The following is a 15,743-nucleotide window of genomic DNA, read 5'->3' on the forward strand; positions in this document are numbered from 1 at the left end:
ACGACATGATCGGTATTTCTCTGCCACCGAAGATTTTCCTGTCCGCCGTGCTGTGCGGCGCGCTCGCCGCCTGCGCCACCGTGCCGCGGCCCGACATCCGCCGCGAAGGCGCGGTCGACGGCGCCTCGGCCCAGGTCCAGGCGACCAGCGCCGACGGTTCGGTGAAGAGCGAACCGATCGACGCTTCTTCTTCCGACGCCGGCCCGCGCCCGATCGTGCGCCGCGGCAGCGGCCAGATGATCAACCGCGGCGCGGCGACGGCGCCCGCGCCCGCAACCGCATCCGGACCCGCGCGCGGCGGCAACACCACCTTCAATTTCGAAGGCGAATCGCTCAACGCGGTGATCAAGGCGATCCTCGGCGACATGCTCGGCCAGAACTACGTGATCGCGCCGGGCGTGCAGGGCACGGTCACCTTCGCCACGCCCAAGCCGGTGGATTCGGCGCAGGCCTTGTCGCTGCTGGAGATGGTGCTGGGCTGGAACAACGCCCGCATGATCTACAGCGACGGCCGCTACAACATCCTGCCGGCCGATCAGGCGCTGGCCGGCGCCGTCGCGCCGCGCGCGGGCGCGCCCGGCATGGCGCGCGGCGGCTATCAGGTGCAAGTGGTGCCGCTGCGCTACATCTCGGCCACCGAGATGGAGAAGCTGCTCAAGCCGTACGCGCGGCCGAATTCGATCGTCAACGTCGAGCCTTCGCGCAACCTGATCACCCTGGCCGGCACGCGCAGCGAACTGGCCAATTATCTGCGCACCATCGAGATCTTCGACGTCGATTGGTTGGCCGGCATGTCGGTGGGCGTGTTCCCGCTGCAGTCGAGCAACGCCACCAAGGTCGTGGCCGATCTTGAGAAGGTGTTCGGCGAGCAGAGCAAGTCGCCGGTGGCCGGCATGTTCCGCTTCATGCCGCTGGAAGGATCCAACGCCGTGCTGGCGATCACTTCGCAGCCGGATTACCTGGACGACATCCAGGCCTGGATCGACCGCATCGACGGCACCGGCGATACGCCGCGGCTGTTCACCCACGAGTTGAAATACATCAAGGCCGACGAGCTGGCCACGCGCCTGGCCGAAGTCTTCGGCAGCGGCCGCGGCAACAACAATAACAACGGCGGCGACGGCGGCGCTTCGCTGATGTATCCGAATCCGGAGACCATCCGCGGCCTAGCCGACAACATGAGTTCGACCAGCGACGTCAACGGCGGCAGCAAGGACAGCTTCAGCAGCGCCGGCGGCGGCACGGGCGGCAGCGGCGGCGTGGGCCAGATGAGCCTGGATCCGCAACAGAGCACGCGCAACACCACCGTCACCATCGACGTCAACGGCGACAAGGTCGGCGTGTCGGCGGTGCCGGAAACCAATTCGCTGCTGGTCCGCGCTTCGCCCGCGGCCTGGAAATCGATCCGCGAGGTCGTGGAAAAGCTCGACGTGATGCCGATGCAGGTGCACATCGAAGCGCAAGTGGTCGAGGTGCAGCTCAGCGGCGAACTCGCCTACGGCGTCAACTGGTTCTTCGAGCGCGCCGTCACCGACAACGGTCTGCCGGACGCGGTCGGCCGCACCACCTGGAGCCAGCTCGCCGGCAGCATCAAGCCCGCAGGCACCAACGACGGCGGCATGCTGTGGACTTTCCTCGGCCCGAACGCGGCGGCGGTGATCAGCGCGCTGGACAAGGTCACCGACGTGCGCATGCTGCAGACGCCGTCGGTGTTCGTGCGCAACAACTACGAAGCCACGTTCAACGTCGGCAGCCGCATTCCGATCAATTCGGTGTCGGTGAACCCCAACCTGGGCAGTTCGAGCACGATCAGCCAGGTGCAGTACATCGACACCGGCACCATCCTCAAGGTGCGCCCGCGCGCCACCAAGGACGGCACCATCTTCATGGACGTCGTGCAGGAAGTCAGCGCGCCGTCCGGCGACGCCGACGCCAACGGCAACGTGCGCATCGACACCCGCCGGCTGAAGACCAATGCGATGGTGCAGAGCGGCGAGACCGTGATCATGGCGGGCCTCATCCAGGACGGCCGCACCCGCGGTTCCTCCGGATTTCCGGGCTTGAGCCGCATTCCGGTCATCGGCGGTTTGTTCGGCCGGCAGAGCACATCGGACACGCGCAACGAAACCATCATCCTGCTCACGCCGACCCTGGTGCAGAACCCGCAGGAAGCGCGCGACCTGACCGACGAGTACGGCCGCAGGTTCCGGGCGATGGAGCCGATCAAGCCGCCGGCGAAGCAGAGCAAGCTGAAGTAATCCGCTCGACCTGCAGCAAAAAGCGGACTTAATTGGCCGCTTTTGCTTTCCAAAGCAGAGTTTGCTCCGCTGTCTATGGTTTTTGTGGGAGCGGCTTCAGGCGCGAGCTCTTTGCCGGAGATCGCAGAGACGCCTGGAAAAGCTCGCGGCTGAAGCCGCTCCTACAAAAAAGCAGCGGAGCAAGTCTCGCTCTACGAAGTCGAGGCGGGCTTTCGAGCGTCGAATACGTATGCAGCGGCGTCCGCGCCGCGTTTCCCGGCGATAAGCTGTGCCCGCAGCGCCCTCAGGCGCACGCCGAGGCAGCAGGATGACCGATACGCAATGGTGGCGCGGCGCCGTCGTCTACCAGATCTATCCGCGCAGTTTCCTGGACACCGACGGCGACGGGGTCGGCGATCTGCCGGGCATCGTCGACAAGCTCGACTACGTCGCGCGGTTGGGCGTGGATGCGATCTGGGTATCGCCGTTCTTCAAGTCGCCGATGGCCGATTTCGGCTACGACATCGCCGATTATCGTGCGGTCGATCCGCTGTTCGGCACGCTCGCCGACTTCGACCGCCTGCTGGCCAAGGCCCATGCGCTGGGCTTGAAGGTGATGATCGACCAGGTGCTCAGCCACACCTCGGTCGAACACGAATGGTTCAAGCAAAGCCGGCAAAGCCGCGACGACTCCCGGGCCGACTGGTACGTCTGGGCCGATGCGCGCGAGGACGGCGCGCCGCCCAACAATTGGCTGTCGCTGTTCGGCGGCGTCGCATGGAAATGGGAACCTCGGCGCGGCCAGTACTACCTGCACAATTTCCTGTCTTCGCAACCGGACCTCAATTTCCACAATCCGCAAGTGCGGGCCGCGGTGCTCGGCGAGGTGGAGTTCTGGCTCAAGCGCGGCGTCGACGGTTTGCGCTTGGACGCGATCAACTTCTGCTTCCACGACAAGCGGCTGCGCGACAATCCGCCCAAGCCGCCGGAGAAGCGGGTGGGCCGCGGCTTCAGCCCGGACAACCCGTACGCGTTCCAATACCACTACTACAACAACACGCAGCCGGAGAATCTGGCTTTCCTGGAAGAGCTGCGCGCGCTGCTCGATCGCTACCCCGGGACGGCTGCGCTCGGCGAAATCTCGTCCGAGGATTCGTTGGCGACCACCGCCGAGTACACCCGCGGACGCCGTCTGCATATGGGCTACAGCTTCGAACTGCTGACCGACGACTGCAGCGCCGCCTACGTCCGCGACACCGTGAACCGGCTGGAAGCGGTGCTGGACGAGGGTTGGCCTTGCTGGGCGCTGTCCAACCACGACGTGCGCCGCGCGATCACGCGCTGGGGCGGTACGGACGCCGCGCCGGCATTGGCCAAGCTCTTGAACGCGATGCTGTGTTCGCTGCGCGGATCGGTGTGCTTGTATCAGGGCGAGGAACTGGGCTTGGGCGAAGCCGACGTGCCATACGAGGCTTTGCGCGATCCTTACGGCATCGCGTTCTGGCCGAATTTCAAAGGCCGCGACGGCTGCCGCACGCCGATGCCGTGGACCGCGGATGCGAATGGCGGATTCAGCGGTGCAGAGCCTTGGTTGCCGGTGCCGGAACGCCACCGCCTATCTTCCGTTGCGGAGCAGGACCGCGATCCGGATTCGGTGCTGAACGCGTTCAGGGCTTTCCTGCATTGGCGCAAGACGCAGCCGGCATTGGTGCTGGGCTCGATCCGGATGCTCGATACGCCGGAGCCTGTGCTCGCGTTCGTGCGCGAGTATGCGGGCGAAGAAATTTTGGCGGCATTCAATCTGTCCGCCGCCGAAGTGCGGGTTGAGTTGCCTTTCGTGGTCGCTGAATCTCTAGATGGGCATGCGCTGCCCGCAGGCATGCACAGCGAAGGCTATGTGACTTTGCCCGCTTTCGGCGCGTTGTATGCGCGCGCGGATCGCATAGCTGTTTCCTCCCTCCTCGTGGGGGAGGATGCCCGAAGGGCAGGAGAGGGGGCGCGAGCGTAGCGAGTGCTTTTTGCTCTTATCGTGGTTGTTGTTCTCCGCCAAAAGCCGAACCCTCTCCCTGGCGCTTCGTGCCTGTCCCTCTCCCGCAAAGGGCAGAGGGCAGGTTTGTCGGTGCTTGTTCGACGAGCATGCTGCATTGCAGCGCGAATGCGGTCGACGCATCGGCCGCAATGAATACGTATGCATGCAATTGTTTCCGCCGCCGCGCCGAACCACCATGGCGGCAGGCGAAAAAAGCGCGCCGACGAGCGCGCGCCGCCGCCAACCGATCCGAAAAATCAACGACCCGGAGGGGGTGCGTCTGATGTCCAAGTCCGTTATCCAGCGGCGCAACTTGCTGGCGATCTCGCTGGCGGCCGCATGCGCGAGCGTCGCCTTCGGCGCGACGGCGCAAGAACAGGCCGCGCCGGCTCCCGCGGCGCCCGCGCCGCAAGCGGCCGCCGACGCGACCACGCTGCAGACCGTGCAAGTGACCGGCAACCGCCGCGTGCAGTCGATCCAGGACTACGCCGGCACCATCCAGTCGTTCACCGGCGAGGAACTGGACAAGCTGGGCGTCAACACCGACATCCGCAATCTCTCGGCCGTGGTGCCCGCGCTGCAGATCACCAAGCAGGAAGGCAAATACGAGATGTACCTGCGCGGCATCGGCGCATCGGACTCGGATTTCTCGTCCGATCCGGCCGTGGCCACCTATTACAACGGCATCTACCTGCCGCGGCCGCGTTCGATCGGCCCGATGTTCTTCGACGTGCAGCGCGTGGAAGTCAACAAAGGCCCGCAGGGCACGGTGCGCGGCCGCAACGCGGCGGCGGGCTCGATCAACGTCATCCCCAACCAGCCCGAACTCGGCGCGTTCAACGGCAACTTGAAGGTCGGCGCGGGCAATTACGATTTCCGCCAGTACGAAGGCGTGGTCAACATCCCGCTCGGCGAGACTGTGGCCGCGCGCGTGGCGCTGTTCAACGAATCGCGCGACTCCTACATCAAGAACGGCTATCCGTTCGACTTGGAAGGCCCCGGCGCGCTCGACAACTCGGCCGGCCGCGTTTCCTTCTTGTGGGAACCGAACGATAAGTTCTCCGCTTACGTGATGCTGGACAAGGTGAAGGAAGAAGGCACCGGCGATCCGGGCATGTTCACCGAGCGCGCCCAGGCCGCCGGCTACGACATCGACGACCTGGACGATCCGTTCCGCCAGTATTTCCGCACCCAAGGCAAGACCACCAACGACATCGAAGGCATCGCCGGCACCTTCACCTACCATTTCAACGATGCGGTGTCGGTCGAGTTCAACACCTCCTACCGAAAATACGATTTCTACAACCGCAACGCCTCGCGCGAATGGCAGCTGGGCCCGGTCTATCCCGGTTCCGAGCGCGAGGCTTACCACAATCCCGAACGCCTGAACTGGTACGACACCTTCATGCAGGCCGACAAGTCGAAGACGCGCACCAACGAACTGCGCTTCTTCGGCGACACCGGCCGTCTGGTCTGGTCGGCGGGCGTGTTCAACTACAACGAGAAGTACGACTACGTCTCTTGGGACGTGGGCAACGGCTATTTCGGCGATTGCGAGTGGTTCGCGCCCGGCACCACCTGCGGCTGGCAGGATGGCCTGGGCGGCGAGAACCGCGGCAACGGCTCGGAAGTCGAATCCAACGCCGTCTACGCGGACTTCAGCTTCTCGGTCAACGACGGCTTCCGCCTGATCGGCGGCGCGCGCTACACCAAGGACAAGAAGACGGCGCGCGAGCACCACGTCAAATACCAGTTCGTGATTCCCGACGGCTTGTTCGAAGACTTCTTCGGACAGCCGCCGAACACGACGACCAATCCTTGGACCACCGGCCTGGTCATCCTGTCGCCGGGTTTCCGATTGCAGGCGCCCGGCAACCGCATGCCCACGCCCACCGTGTGCACCAACAACGACTGGACGCCGGCCGCGACCGCGGGCTGCAACAACGGCATCGACTATTTCCTCAACGGCTTCAGCAGCTTGGGTTACAAGGACAACTGGGGCGCGTTCCTCGACACCTACCGCGACCAGATCGACGTGATCATGCGTTCGGACTACGGCCCGACCGCCACCAGCGTCAACGTCTACGAGGACAGCTTCGTCGATTGGCGCGCCGGCGCCGAATACGACCTGGACGACGACAAGATGCTGTACGCCACCGTCTCGACCGGCACCCGCTCGGGCGGCCTGAACCGGCCGATGCGGCTGGCCGACGGCACCAACCTGTCGGTGACGTTCAAGCCGGAAAAGCTCACTTCGTACGAAGTGGGCTTGAAGAGCGATTGGAAATTCGGCGATGTGCCGGTACGCCTCAACGCGGCCTTGTTCTATTACGACTATCAGGACAAAGTCTTGCAGAACATGATCGACGTGCCGACGCCGACGCCGGACAACCCGAACGCGGTGACGCGCAACGTGCTGAACGACAACGCGGCCAACGCCAGCGTGCTCGGCCTGGAGTTGGAAGGCCAGGTCGGCTTCGCGCACGGCTTGAACCTAGGCTACAACTTCACCTACCTGGACACCGAATTCAAGGATTCGGACGTGCTCGACACGCGCGCCCGCGGCGCCGACGCCGGCTTGATCGTGCCGCTGGATGGCAACCGTTTGCCGAATACCTCCAAGTACAACGTCAACCTCAACCTGTCGCAGACCGTTGACGTGAACTGGGGTTCGGTGAGCTCGTTCGATTGGACGGTGAACCTGGCCTACCGCTCCGACTATTTCCTCACCGCCTACAACAGCCGCGGCTTCAAGGGCGTGTACGACGGCGGCGGCAACCGAGTGGGCGTGGTCGAGGTTCCGCTGTCGGAGATGGGCTTCAATAACGGCTCGAACCCGGCCCAGATCGGTCCGCCGGCGAACGGCTCGGCGATGCGCGACACGGTCGGCGGTTTCACCACGCTCAATGTGTCGGCCGGCTTGAACTTCGGCGAGGAAGAGCGGTTCCGCATCGACGGGTTCGTGTCCAACCTGACCGACGAGGCGTATTCGGGCAAGGGCTTCATCAACGAATCGGTGAACATCCGCTACCTCAACACCCCGCGCATGTTCGGCGTGCGGTTCAGCGCGAAGTTTTGACCTTCCCAGGCCGTCATCCCGGCGAAAGCCGGGATCCAGGGGATTCGGCGCCGTTCGCAGATCCGACGGAATCCCTGGGTCCCGGCTTTCGCCGGGATGGCGGTGAAGGGAGCAGCGTTGCCATCCTCACCGGACCGCAGGCACGATTCCGCGCATGACGACCAAACCGCAGCTGTCGTTCTGGCAGATCTGGAACATGTGCTTCGGATTCCTCGGAATCCAGTTCGGTTTCGCTTTGCAGAACGCGAACGTCAGTCGCATTTTCCAGACCTTGGGCGCCGAGGTCGACGACATCCCGATGCTGTGGATCGCCGCGCCGCTGACCGGGCTGCTGGTGCAGCCGGTGATAGGTTACCTGTCCGACCGCACCTGGACGCGGCTGGGGCGGCGCCGGCCGTATTTCCTGTTCGGCGCGATCTTCGCGACGCTGGCTTTGTTCGCGATGCCGAATTCTCCGACGCTTTGGATCGCGGCCGGATTGCTGTGGATCCTGGACGCATCGATCAACGTATCGATGGAACCGTTCCGCGCCTTCGTCGGCGATCAACTCGCGCCCGCGCAACGGCCCAGCGGCTATGCGATGCAGAGTTTTTTCATCGGCGTCGGTTCGGTCGTCGCCAGCTTGCTGCCGTGGTTGCTGGCCCAGGCGGGCGTCGGCAACACCGCGGGCGCCGGCGAAGTGCCGGATACCGTGCGCTTCGCTTTCTATTTGGGCGGCGCGGTGCTGTTCCTGGCGATCGGTTGGACCGTGTTGCGCACGCGCGAGCATCCGCCCGAAGCGTTGGCCGCGTTCGACGATGCCGCGTCGAGGCCGGCACAGTGCAGCGACGCGGCTCCGCTTGCGCGTTTCGACGGCATCGCCTGGCTGGCTGCAGGCATCCTCGGCGCTTTATCCGTGCGCTACTTCGGCTGGGACAAGCAGTTGTACGTGCTCGCGGGCGGCATCGCCGCCTACGGGCTGGCGTTGCTGGCGGCCGCCTGTTCGCGCCCGCAGGGCATGCTCGCCACGCTCGTGCGCGATCTGCGTGCGATGCCGGACACGATGCGCCGCCTGGCCGTGGTCCAGTTCTTTTCCTGGTTCGCGCTGTTCGCGATGTGGATCTACACCACCTCGGCGGTCACCTCGGTCCATTACGGCAGCGCCGATACGGCGTCGGCGGCCTACAACGAAGGCGCCAACTGGGTCGGCGTGCTGTTCGCGGCCTACAACGGCTTCGCCGCATTGGCGGCGATCGCGATTCCGTGGATGGTACGACGCGTGGGCCTGCGCATCAGCCACCTGATCAACGCCAGCCTGGGCGGCATCGGGCTGTTGTCGTTCCTGTGGATACGCGATCCGCACTGGCTGCTGCTGTCGATGGCCGGCGTCGGCTTCGCCTGGGCCTCGATCCTGTCGCTGCCGTACGCGTTGCTGTCCGACAGCCTGCCGGCGCAGAAGATGGGCGTGTACATGGGCATCTTCAATTTCTTCATCGTGATTCCGCAACTGGTCGCGGCCAGCCTGCTCGGATTGCTGCTGAAGACCTTCTTCGGCGGCCAGCCGATCCAGGCGTTGGCGATCGGCGGCGTCAGCCTGATCGTCGCGGGCTTGTGCGTGCTGCGGGTCGCCGAACCCTCACCGTCGCCGGTGCCGGCGCGATGAAACGCTGGCTGACGTTGTTCGTCGCGATCTCGCTGACCGGATGCGCGCAGCGCGGCGCGGTGCGGACGGAAGAGTTCTACGGCACCGGCGAACCGTTCGCCGGCGAAGCGGTGTATTTCGTGCTGACCGACCGTTTCGTCAACGGCGATCCGGGCAACGACCAGCGGAAGCAGGGCGGCGCGCATCCCACCTTCGACCGTCGCATTCCCGGACCGAACGGCGAGAGCGACAACATCGGCTACCTGGGCGGCGACTTCAAAGGCATCGTCGAGCACGCGGACTACATCCGCGGCATGGGATTCACCGCGGTGTGGGTCACACCCATCGTCGACAACCCCGACGAAAGCTTCACCGGCGGCAAACCGGCCAGCTGGGGCAGCTTCTGGACCGACCGGGGAAAGACCGGCTATCACGGCTACTGGGGCGTGAACTTCTACCGGCTCGACGAGCATTTGCCGAGTCCGGGCTTGGATTTCGCGGATTTCACGGCCGCGATGAAAGCCCGTAATCTGAAAGTGGTGCTCGACATCGTCGCCAACCACGGCTCGCCGGCCTACACGATGCCGCGCGACCAGCCCAAGTTCGGCAAGGTCTACGACCGCGACGGCCGCCTGCTGGCCGACCAACAGAACCTGCCGCCCGAGAAATTGGATCCCGTCCGCAATCCGTTGCACCGGTTCTACAACACCAAGCCCGGGGTGGCCGAACTATCGGATTTCAACGAGAACAATCCAGAGGTGCTCGACTACCTGGCCGGCGCCTACGAGCAATGGGCGGGACAGGGCGCGGCCGCGTTCCGCATCGACACGTTGGGCTGGATGCCGCACGCGTTCTGGAAGAAGTTCGCCGACCGCATCCGCGCGCGCCATCCGGGCTTCTTCATGTTCGGCGAGAACTTCGAGTACGACGCCGCCAAGATCTCGCCGCATACCTGGCCGGAGAACGGATCGATCAGCGTGCTCGATTTCCCGTTGAAGCAAGGTATGGAAGACGTCTTCGGCAAGAAGCGTGTCGGCTTCGAACGGCTCGCTGCGGCGCTGCACCTGCAGGATGGGCTGTACGCCAATCCCTACGAACTGATGACCTTCTACGACAACCACGACATGCCTCGGCTGGACGCGACCGACGAGGGCTTCATCGACGCGAACCACTGGCTGTTCACTGCGCGCGGCATCCCGGTGGTCTATTACGGCTCGGAGATCGGCTTCATGCGCGGCCGTGCCGAGCATGCGGGCAACCGCAACTACTTCGGGACCGAAGGCATCGCGGCTGCCATGGGCCATCCGATCCGGGAAAAGTTGGCGCGCATCGCCAAGCTGCGCGCGGCGACGCCGGCGTTGCAGCGTGGTTTGCAGATCGATTTGGAACTGCGGGGCGATCGCGCCGCGTTCTATCGGGTTTACCAGCGCGGCGGCGTGCACCAGGTCGCGCTCGTGTTGTTGAACAAGGGCAATGCGCCGGCCAGGTTCGAAGTGCGCGACAAGCTGCAGCCCGGCGTTTGGCGCGGAGCGTTCGACGGCCGGACGATCGAGGTCGCCGAAGGCGGGGCGCTGACGGCGGACGTGCCCGCGCACGGCGTCGACGTGCTCCTGCTCGATGCCCCCATCGTCCTGCCGGCATTGAGGGCGGTGTTGGTCGAGGCGATGGGGAAGTCGCGCCGGGCCGACGCCCCTGCCGTTCTTCCCCCTTTGAAAAAGGGGGATTGAGGGGGATTTGCTTTTGATCTTCAAAGCAAGATCAACAGCAAATCCCCCATCGCCTTCGGCGATTTGGCCCCTTTTTCAAAGGGGGCGACAGCAGGAGCGGCGAATGCACGCTGCGGCGTCAACCGGAACTCGACTTGCGCACCACCAACGAGGTCGGCAATCGCATGCTCTCCGTCGGCTCGCCGTTCACCAAGCCGACCAAAGCCTCCACCAGCAATTCTCCAGCGCGGTTGGTGTCCTGAAACACCGTAGTCAAAGCCGGCGTAGCGATCCGCGCCGCAGGGATGTCGTCGAAGCCGATTACGGCCACGTCTTCCGGAATGCGCAGGCCGCGTTCGGCCAGTGCGCGCAGCGCGCCGATCGCGATCAGGTCGCTGGCCGCGAATACCGCATCGAACGCCGCGTCGCGGTCCAGCAACAGGCGCGCCGCGGCATAGCCGGAATCTTCCGAACTTTCCGCATCGATCTGCAGCGCCGGATCCATCGCCGCGCCCGCCTCGCGCAGGGCCTGGTCGCAACCGAGATAACGGTCGTGGAATTCCGGATAGTGACTGGAAGCGTCGCCGAGAAAAGCCACGCGCTTGCGGCCGAGCGAGGCGAGGTGTTCGCCCGCCTGGCGTCCGCCGCCGAGATTGTCGCAGCCGATCGACAGGCCCGGCTGGCCCGGAAGCACCGCGCCCCAGCGCACGAACTGCGTGCCTTGTTCGACCAGTTTTTCCAGTTTGCCCTGGTAGGCCAAATAGTCGCCGTAGCCGAGCAGGATCAGGCCGTCCGCCTTGTTGCTGTCGGCGTAATCGGCGTGCCAGTCGTCGGACAACTGCTGGAACGAGATCAGCAGATCCTGGCCGTGGCGGGCGCAAGCGCGGGTGATCGAACCCAGCATCGGCAGGAAGAACGGGTTGATGTGCGACTCGTCCGAAGTCGGATCCTCGAACAGGAGCAAGGCGAGGGTGCCCGAATGCTGTCGCCTCAGGCTGGAGGCGTTCTTGTCGACCTTGTAGTTGAGCTGTTCGGCGATCGCCAGGATCCGGCGCCGGGTTTCCTCGTTGACCATCGGGCTGCCGCGCAGGGCGCGGGATACCGTCGGCTGCGAGACGCCGGCCAGGTGGGCGATGTCCAGGGAAGTGGCTTTGCCCTTGATGGTCATGAATCGGGACAATCGGTGCGTGGCCACATCATGCCATGGCCCCCCGTGGCCCCGGCTTTCGTAGAGTCGAGCCTGCTCGACTGCTTTTCCGGCAAGTTCTCGGCCATCGGGCCGAAGAGCAGTCGAGCAGGCTCGACTCTACGGTTCCGGGCGGACGGTTTCGGGCTAGAATCGTCCCCAGCAACCCGGAACGAGGTGGCCCGCGGAAACGCCGGCCGAGCGTGCGACATGAGCACTACCACCGCCCACCGCTGATCCCCGCCCGAGGCCCTCCTAAGCAGGCGCCCTCGCGGCGCTTTTTTGTTGCCTAGCTTTGCTTGTCTTTGTGGGAGCGGCTTCAGCCGCGAGCTCTTCCCGAAAGCGGCGAAAGCTCGCGGCTGAAGCCGCTCCCACAAGAAACCGAATCCCGAACCCGATGATTACGATCACTCTTCCCGACGGCAGCCGCCGCGAATTCGAAAACCCCGTCAGCGTCATGGACGTGGCCCAGTCCATCGGCCCCGGCCTGGCCAAGGCGACCGTGGCCGGCAAGGTCGACGGCAAGCTGGTCGACGCCAGCGACCGCATCGACCACGACGCCAAGCTGCAGATCATCACGCCCAAGGACGACGAGGGCGTGGAGATCATCCGCCACAGCACCGCCCACTTGGTCGGCCATGCGGTGAAGCAGTTGTATCCGACCGCCAAAATGGTGATCGGACCGGTCATCGACGAAGGCTTCTACTACGACATCTGGTACGAGCGTCCGTTCACGCCGGAAGACATGGAAGCGATCGAGCAGCGCATGCGCGAGCTGATCGCGCAGGACTACGACGTGGTCAAGAAAGTGACGCCGCGCGCCGAAGTCATCGAAGTGTTCAAGTCGCGCGGCGAGGACTACAAGCTGCGCCTGGTCGAGGACATGCCCGACGAAAAGCAGATGGGCTTGTACTACCACCAGGAATACGTCGACATGTGCCGCGGCCCGCACGTGCCGAACACGCGTTTCCTGAAGGTGTTCAAGCTGACCCGCATCTCCGGCGCCTACTGGCGCGGCGACGCCAAGAACGAGCAGTTGCAGCGCATCTACGGCACGGCTTGGGCGGACAAGAAGCAGCTGGACGCCTACATCCAGCGCATCGAAGAGGCCGAGAAGCGGGACCATCGCAAGATCGGCAAGCAGCAGGACCTGTTCCATCTGCAGGAAGAGGCGCCGGGCCTGATCTTCTGGCATCCGAAGGGCTGGTCGGTGTGGCAGGTGGTCGAGCAGTACATGCGCAAGGTGTACCGCGACACCGGCTACGGCGAGGTGCGTTGCCCGCAGATCCTGGACGTGTCGCTGTGGAAGCAGTCCGGCCACTGGGACAACTACAAGGACAATATGTTCTTCACCGAGTCCGAGAAGCGGACTTATGCGGTGAAGCCGATGAATTGCCCCGGCCACGTGCAGGTGTTCAAGCAAGGCTTGCACAGCTATCGCGACTTGCCGATCCGCTACGGCGAGTTCGGCGCCTGCCATCGCAACGAGCCCTCCGGCGCGTTGCACGGCATCCTGCGCGTGCGCGGCTTCACCCAGGACGACGGCCACATCTTCTGCACCGAGGACCAGATCGAGGCCGAGGTGACCGCGTTCCACCGCCAAGCGATGAAGGTCTACTCGGACTTCGGCTTCACCGACGTGCAACTGAAGATCGCCCTGCGTCCGGAACCCCGGCTGGGCGACGACGCCACCTGGGACAAGGCCGAAGACGCCCTGCGCGCCGCGCTGAGGGCGGCCGGGGTCGAGTGGCAGGAGCTGCCGGGCGAGGGCGCCTTCTACGGGCCCAAGATCGAATACCACCTGCGCGACGCCATCGGCCGCACCTGGCAGTTGGGCACGATGCAGGTCGATTTCATGATGCCGGGCCGGCTCGGGGCCGAATACGTCGACGAACACAGCCAAAAGCGGACCCCGGTGATGTTGCACCGGGCCATCGTCGGCTCGATGGAGCGCTTCATCGGCATCCTGATCGAGCACCACGCCGGCAGCTTCCCGGCCTGGCTGGCCCCGATCCAGGCGGTGGTGGCCAACATCACCGACGCCCAGGCCGAATATGTGGAGGAGGTCCGGAAAACCCTTGCAAATCAAGGCTTCCGGGTCGAATCGGATTTGCGGAACGAAAAAATCGGCTATAAGATTCGCGAGCACACGCTGCAACGGGTGCCATACCTGCTGGTGGTCGGGGACCGCGAGCGCGACAATGGCATGGTCGCGGTGCGTACGCGCGGGGGGGAGGATCTGGGGACGATGTCGGTCGCCGCATTCGCCGAAAGGCTCCGCAACGAGCACGCGGCAGCGTAAGCAGGCCCGGCCGCCGAAGCGGCCGGCACGATGGATCCTGGAGACCGCAACATCACTACCCCCGAAAAGCAAAACCGCAAGAATCACGAAATCCGCGTGCCGCGCGTGCGCGTGCTCGACGTCGACGGCGAAATGGTCGGCGTGCTGTCGCGCGACGAAGCCCTGGCCATGGCCGAAGAGCAGGGACTCGACCTAGTCGAGATCCAGCCCAACGCCGATCCGCCGGTGTGCCGGATCATGGATTTCGGCAAGTACAAGTTCGAGCTGCAAAAGAAGGCCAATGCGGCCAAGAAGAAGCAGAAGCAGGTCGAAATCAAGGAACTCAAGTTCCGCCCCGTGACCGACGAAGGCGACTACCAGATCAAGCTGCGCAACATGCGCCGCTTCCTGGAAGAGGGCGACAAGGTCAAGGTCAACATCCGATTCCGCGGCCGAGAGATGAGCCACCAGGAATTGGGTCGCGAGATGGCCGCGCGGATCGAAGCCGACTTGGGCGACGAAATCGTGATCGAATCGCGTCCGCGCTTGGAAGGGCGGCAGATGGTGATGATGATCGCCCCCAAGAAGAAATAGTCCGCCGCAGGCGGACGCATACCGTTCCCCTCTCGCCCCGCTTGCGAGGTATCGCCTCGCGCATCGACGAACGCACTCGCGCTGCGCGCGAGGGCCGGAGAGGGCAAAGGGTGGGCGCGCCGAAGGCGCGCTTTCTTTTTTGGCGGCTAGCAGCAAGAGCACCCCTCACCCTAACCCTCTCCCCCAACGGTGGAGCTGTTGGGGAGAGGGGAGCTAAGCAAACCCTCTGATTTGCAAGGGAAACCCGTCCCCTGCATAATGTGCGGCCCGGTTCGCCGGGAGTTTTGGCTTCACCAGGAACCCGCCAAAGATTCCTTATGGGAATCAATGGCTTACAAGCCGGCACGGGCAGGACGGAAAGCGCAGCCACCCAACGCTGCCGCCCAGGCCAGTAAAGAAAACCCGAAAGGACCTTAGCAATGCCCAAGATCAAGACCCACCGCGGGGCGGCGAAGCGTTTCCGCAAGACCGCCAGCGGCAAATACAAATCCGGCCACGCCAACCGTAGCCACATCCTCACCAAGAAAGCGACCAAGCGGAAGCGCAACCTGCGGCAGACGAACCACGTTCGTGCCGAGGACGCGGGCCGTCTGGACCGCATGCTTCCGTATCTCTGAGGAGGGCTAGGACATGGCACGAGTCAAACGTGGTGTGACGGCCCGCCGTCGTCACAAGAAAATCCTGAAGCAGGCCAAGGGCTACTACAACGCCCGCCGCAAGGTCTTCCGCGTCGCCAAGCAAGCGGTGACCAAGGCCCTGCAGTACGCCTACATCGGCCGCAAGCAGAAGAAGCGCAATTTCCGTTCGCTGTGGATCACCCGCATCAACGCGGCGGCACGCATCAACGGCATGAGCTACAGCCGATTTATGAACGGCCTGCTCAAGGCCGGCATCACCCTGGACCGCAAGGTGCTGGCGGACATCGCCGTGCACGACGCGAAGGGTTTTGCGGCTTTGGCAGAAAAGGCTAAGGGCGCGCTCGCGGCGTAATGCGGGTCGCTCCGCAAGAG

The 15,743-nt window shown here is 64.4% G+C and carries 10 protein-coding genes; 9 read left to right on the forward strand and 1 reads right to left on the reverse strand.

The features are described 5' to 3' along the window. Positions 1-8: 8 nt before the first annotated feature. The 5 genes from gspD (at position 9) to FCE95_RS13310 (ending at position 10,693) form a co-directional block, all read left to right on the forward strand. Positions 9-2,258: a type II secretion system secretin GspD gene (gene gspD / locus FCE95_RS13290; protein WP_137267604.1), complete on the forward strand. Its 2,250-nt coding sequence runs from the start codon at positions 9-11 to the stop codon at positions 2,256-2,258. Positions 2,259-2,565: 307 nt separating this feature from the next. After that, positions 2,566-4,245, forward strand: coding sequence for an alpha-glucosidase family protein (locus FCE95_RS13295; RefSeq protein ID WP_137267471.1), 1,680 nt, complete (start codon positions 2,566-2,568; stop codon positions 4,243-4,245). Positions 4,246-4,549: 304 nt separating this feature from the next. Then, on the forward strand, positions 4,550-7,345 hold the full coding sequence (locus FCE95_RS13300; RefSeq protein ID WP_189644750.1) for a TonB-dependent receptor: 2,796 nt from the start codon (positions 4,550-4,552) through the stop codon (positions 7,343-7,345). Between the two features lie 154 nt (positions 7,346-7,499). Further along, entirely contained in the window at positions 7,500-8,987 is a 1,488-nt protein-coding gene (locus tag FCE95_RS13305) for an MFS transporter (protein ID WP_137267473.1), read from the forward strand. Then, a complete protein-coding gene (locus FCE95_RS13310; protein ID WP_137267474.1) occupies positions 8,984-10,693 on the forward strand; it encodes an alpha-amylase family glycosyl hydrolase in 1,710 nt (569 codons plus the stop codon). The genes FCE95_RS13305 and FCE95_RS13310 overlap by 4 nt, the downstream gene beginning before the upstream one ends. Positions 10,694-10,811: 118 nt before the next feature. Here the strand turns inward: FCE95_RS13310 and FCE95_RS13315 are convergent, their stop codons facing one another. Continuing rightward, positions 10,812-11,840 (reverse strand): LacI family DNA-binding transcriptional regulator, encoded by a 1,029-nt coding sequence (locus FCE95_RS13315; RefSeq protein WP_189644751.1) that lies wholly within the window; start codon positions 11,838-11,840, stop codon positions 10,812-10,814. Positions 11,841-12,255: 415 nt separating this feature from the next. Between FCE95_RS13315 and thrS the strand changes: the two genes are divergently transcribed. From thrS to rplT, 4 genes are all read left to right on the forward strand, one after another. After that, positions 12,256-14,160, forward strand: a complete 1,905-nt coding sequence (gene thrS / locus FCE95_RS13320; RefSeq protein ID WP_137267475.1) for a threonine--tRNA ligase — start codon at positions 12,256-12,258, stop codon at positions 14,158-14,160. A gap of 30 nt (positions 14,161-14,190) precedes the next feature. Next, positions 14,191-14,733, forward strand: coding sequence for a translation initiation factor IF-3 (gene infC / locus FCE95_RS13325; RefSeq protein WP_137267476.1), 543 nt, complete (start codon positions 14,191-14,193; stop codon positions 14,731-14,733). Between the two features lie 419 nt (positions 14,734-15,152). Next, complete coding sequence (gene rpmI / locus FCE95_RS13330; protein WP_137267477.1) at positions 15,153-15,350, forward strand: 50S ribosomal protein L35; 198 nt, start codon at positions 15,153-15,155, stop codon at positions 15,348-15,350. Between the two features lie 13 nt (positions 15,351-15,363). Continuing rightward, complete coding sequence (gene rplT, locus FCE95_RS13335; protein WP_137267478.1) at positions 15,364-15,723, forward strand: 50S ribosomal protein L20; 360 nt, start codon at positions 15,364-15,366, stop codon at positions 15,721-15,723. Positions 15,724-15,743: the final 20 nt, after the last annotated feature.

Source organism: Luteimonas gilva, assembly GCF_005239095.1.
Classification (GTDB): Bacteria; Pseudomonadota; Gammaproteobacteria; order Xanthomonadales; family Xanthomonadaceae; genus Luteimonas_C; species Luteimonas_C gilva.

Coding starts and splice junctions, on each gene's coding strand:
- FCE95_RS13295 (WP_137267471.1), top strand. CDS start 2,566: ATGACCGATACGCAATGGTGGCGCGGCGCCGTCGTCTACCAGATCTAT.
- FCE95_RS13300 (WP_189644750.1), top strand. CDS start 4,550: ATGTCCAAGTCCGTTATCCAGCGGCGCAACTTGCTGGCGATCTCGCTG.
- FCE95_RS13305 (WP_137267473.1), top strand. CDS start 7,500: ATGACGACCAAACCGCAGCTGTCGTTCTGGCAGATCTGGAACATGTGC.
- FCE95_RS13310 (WP_137267474.1), top strand. CDS start 8,984: ATGAAACGCTGGCTGACGTTGTTCGTCGCGATCTCGCTGACCGGATGC.
- FCE95_RS13315 (WP_189644751.1), bottom strand. CDS start 11,840: ATGACCATCAAGGGCAAAGCCACTTCCCTGGACATCGCCCACCTGGCC.
- thrS (WP_137267475.1), top strand. CDS start 12,256: ATGATTACGATCACTCTTCCCGACGGCAGCCGCCGCGAATTCGAAAAC.
- infC (WP_137267476.1), top strand. CDS start 14,191: ATGGATCCTGGAGACCGCAACATCACTACCCCCGAAAAGCAAAACCGC.
- rpmI (WP_137267477.1), top strand. CDS start 15,153: ATGCCCAAGATCAAGACCCACCGCGGGGCGGCGAAGCGTTTCCGCAAG.
- rplT (WP_137267478.1), top strand. CDS start 15,364: ATGGCACGAGTCAAACGTGGTGTGACGGCCCGCCGTCGTCACAAGAAA.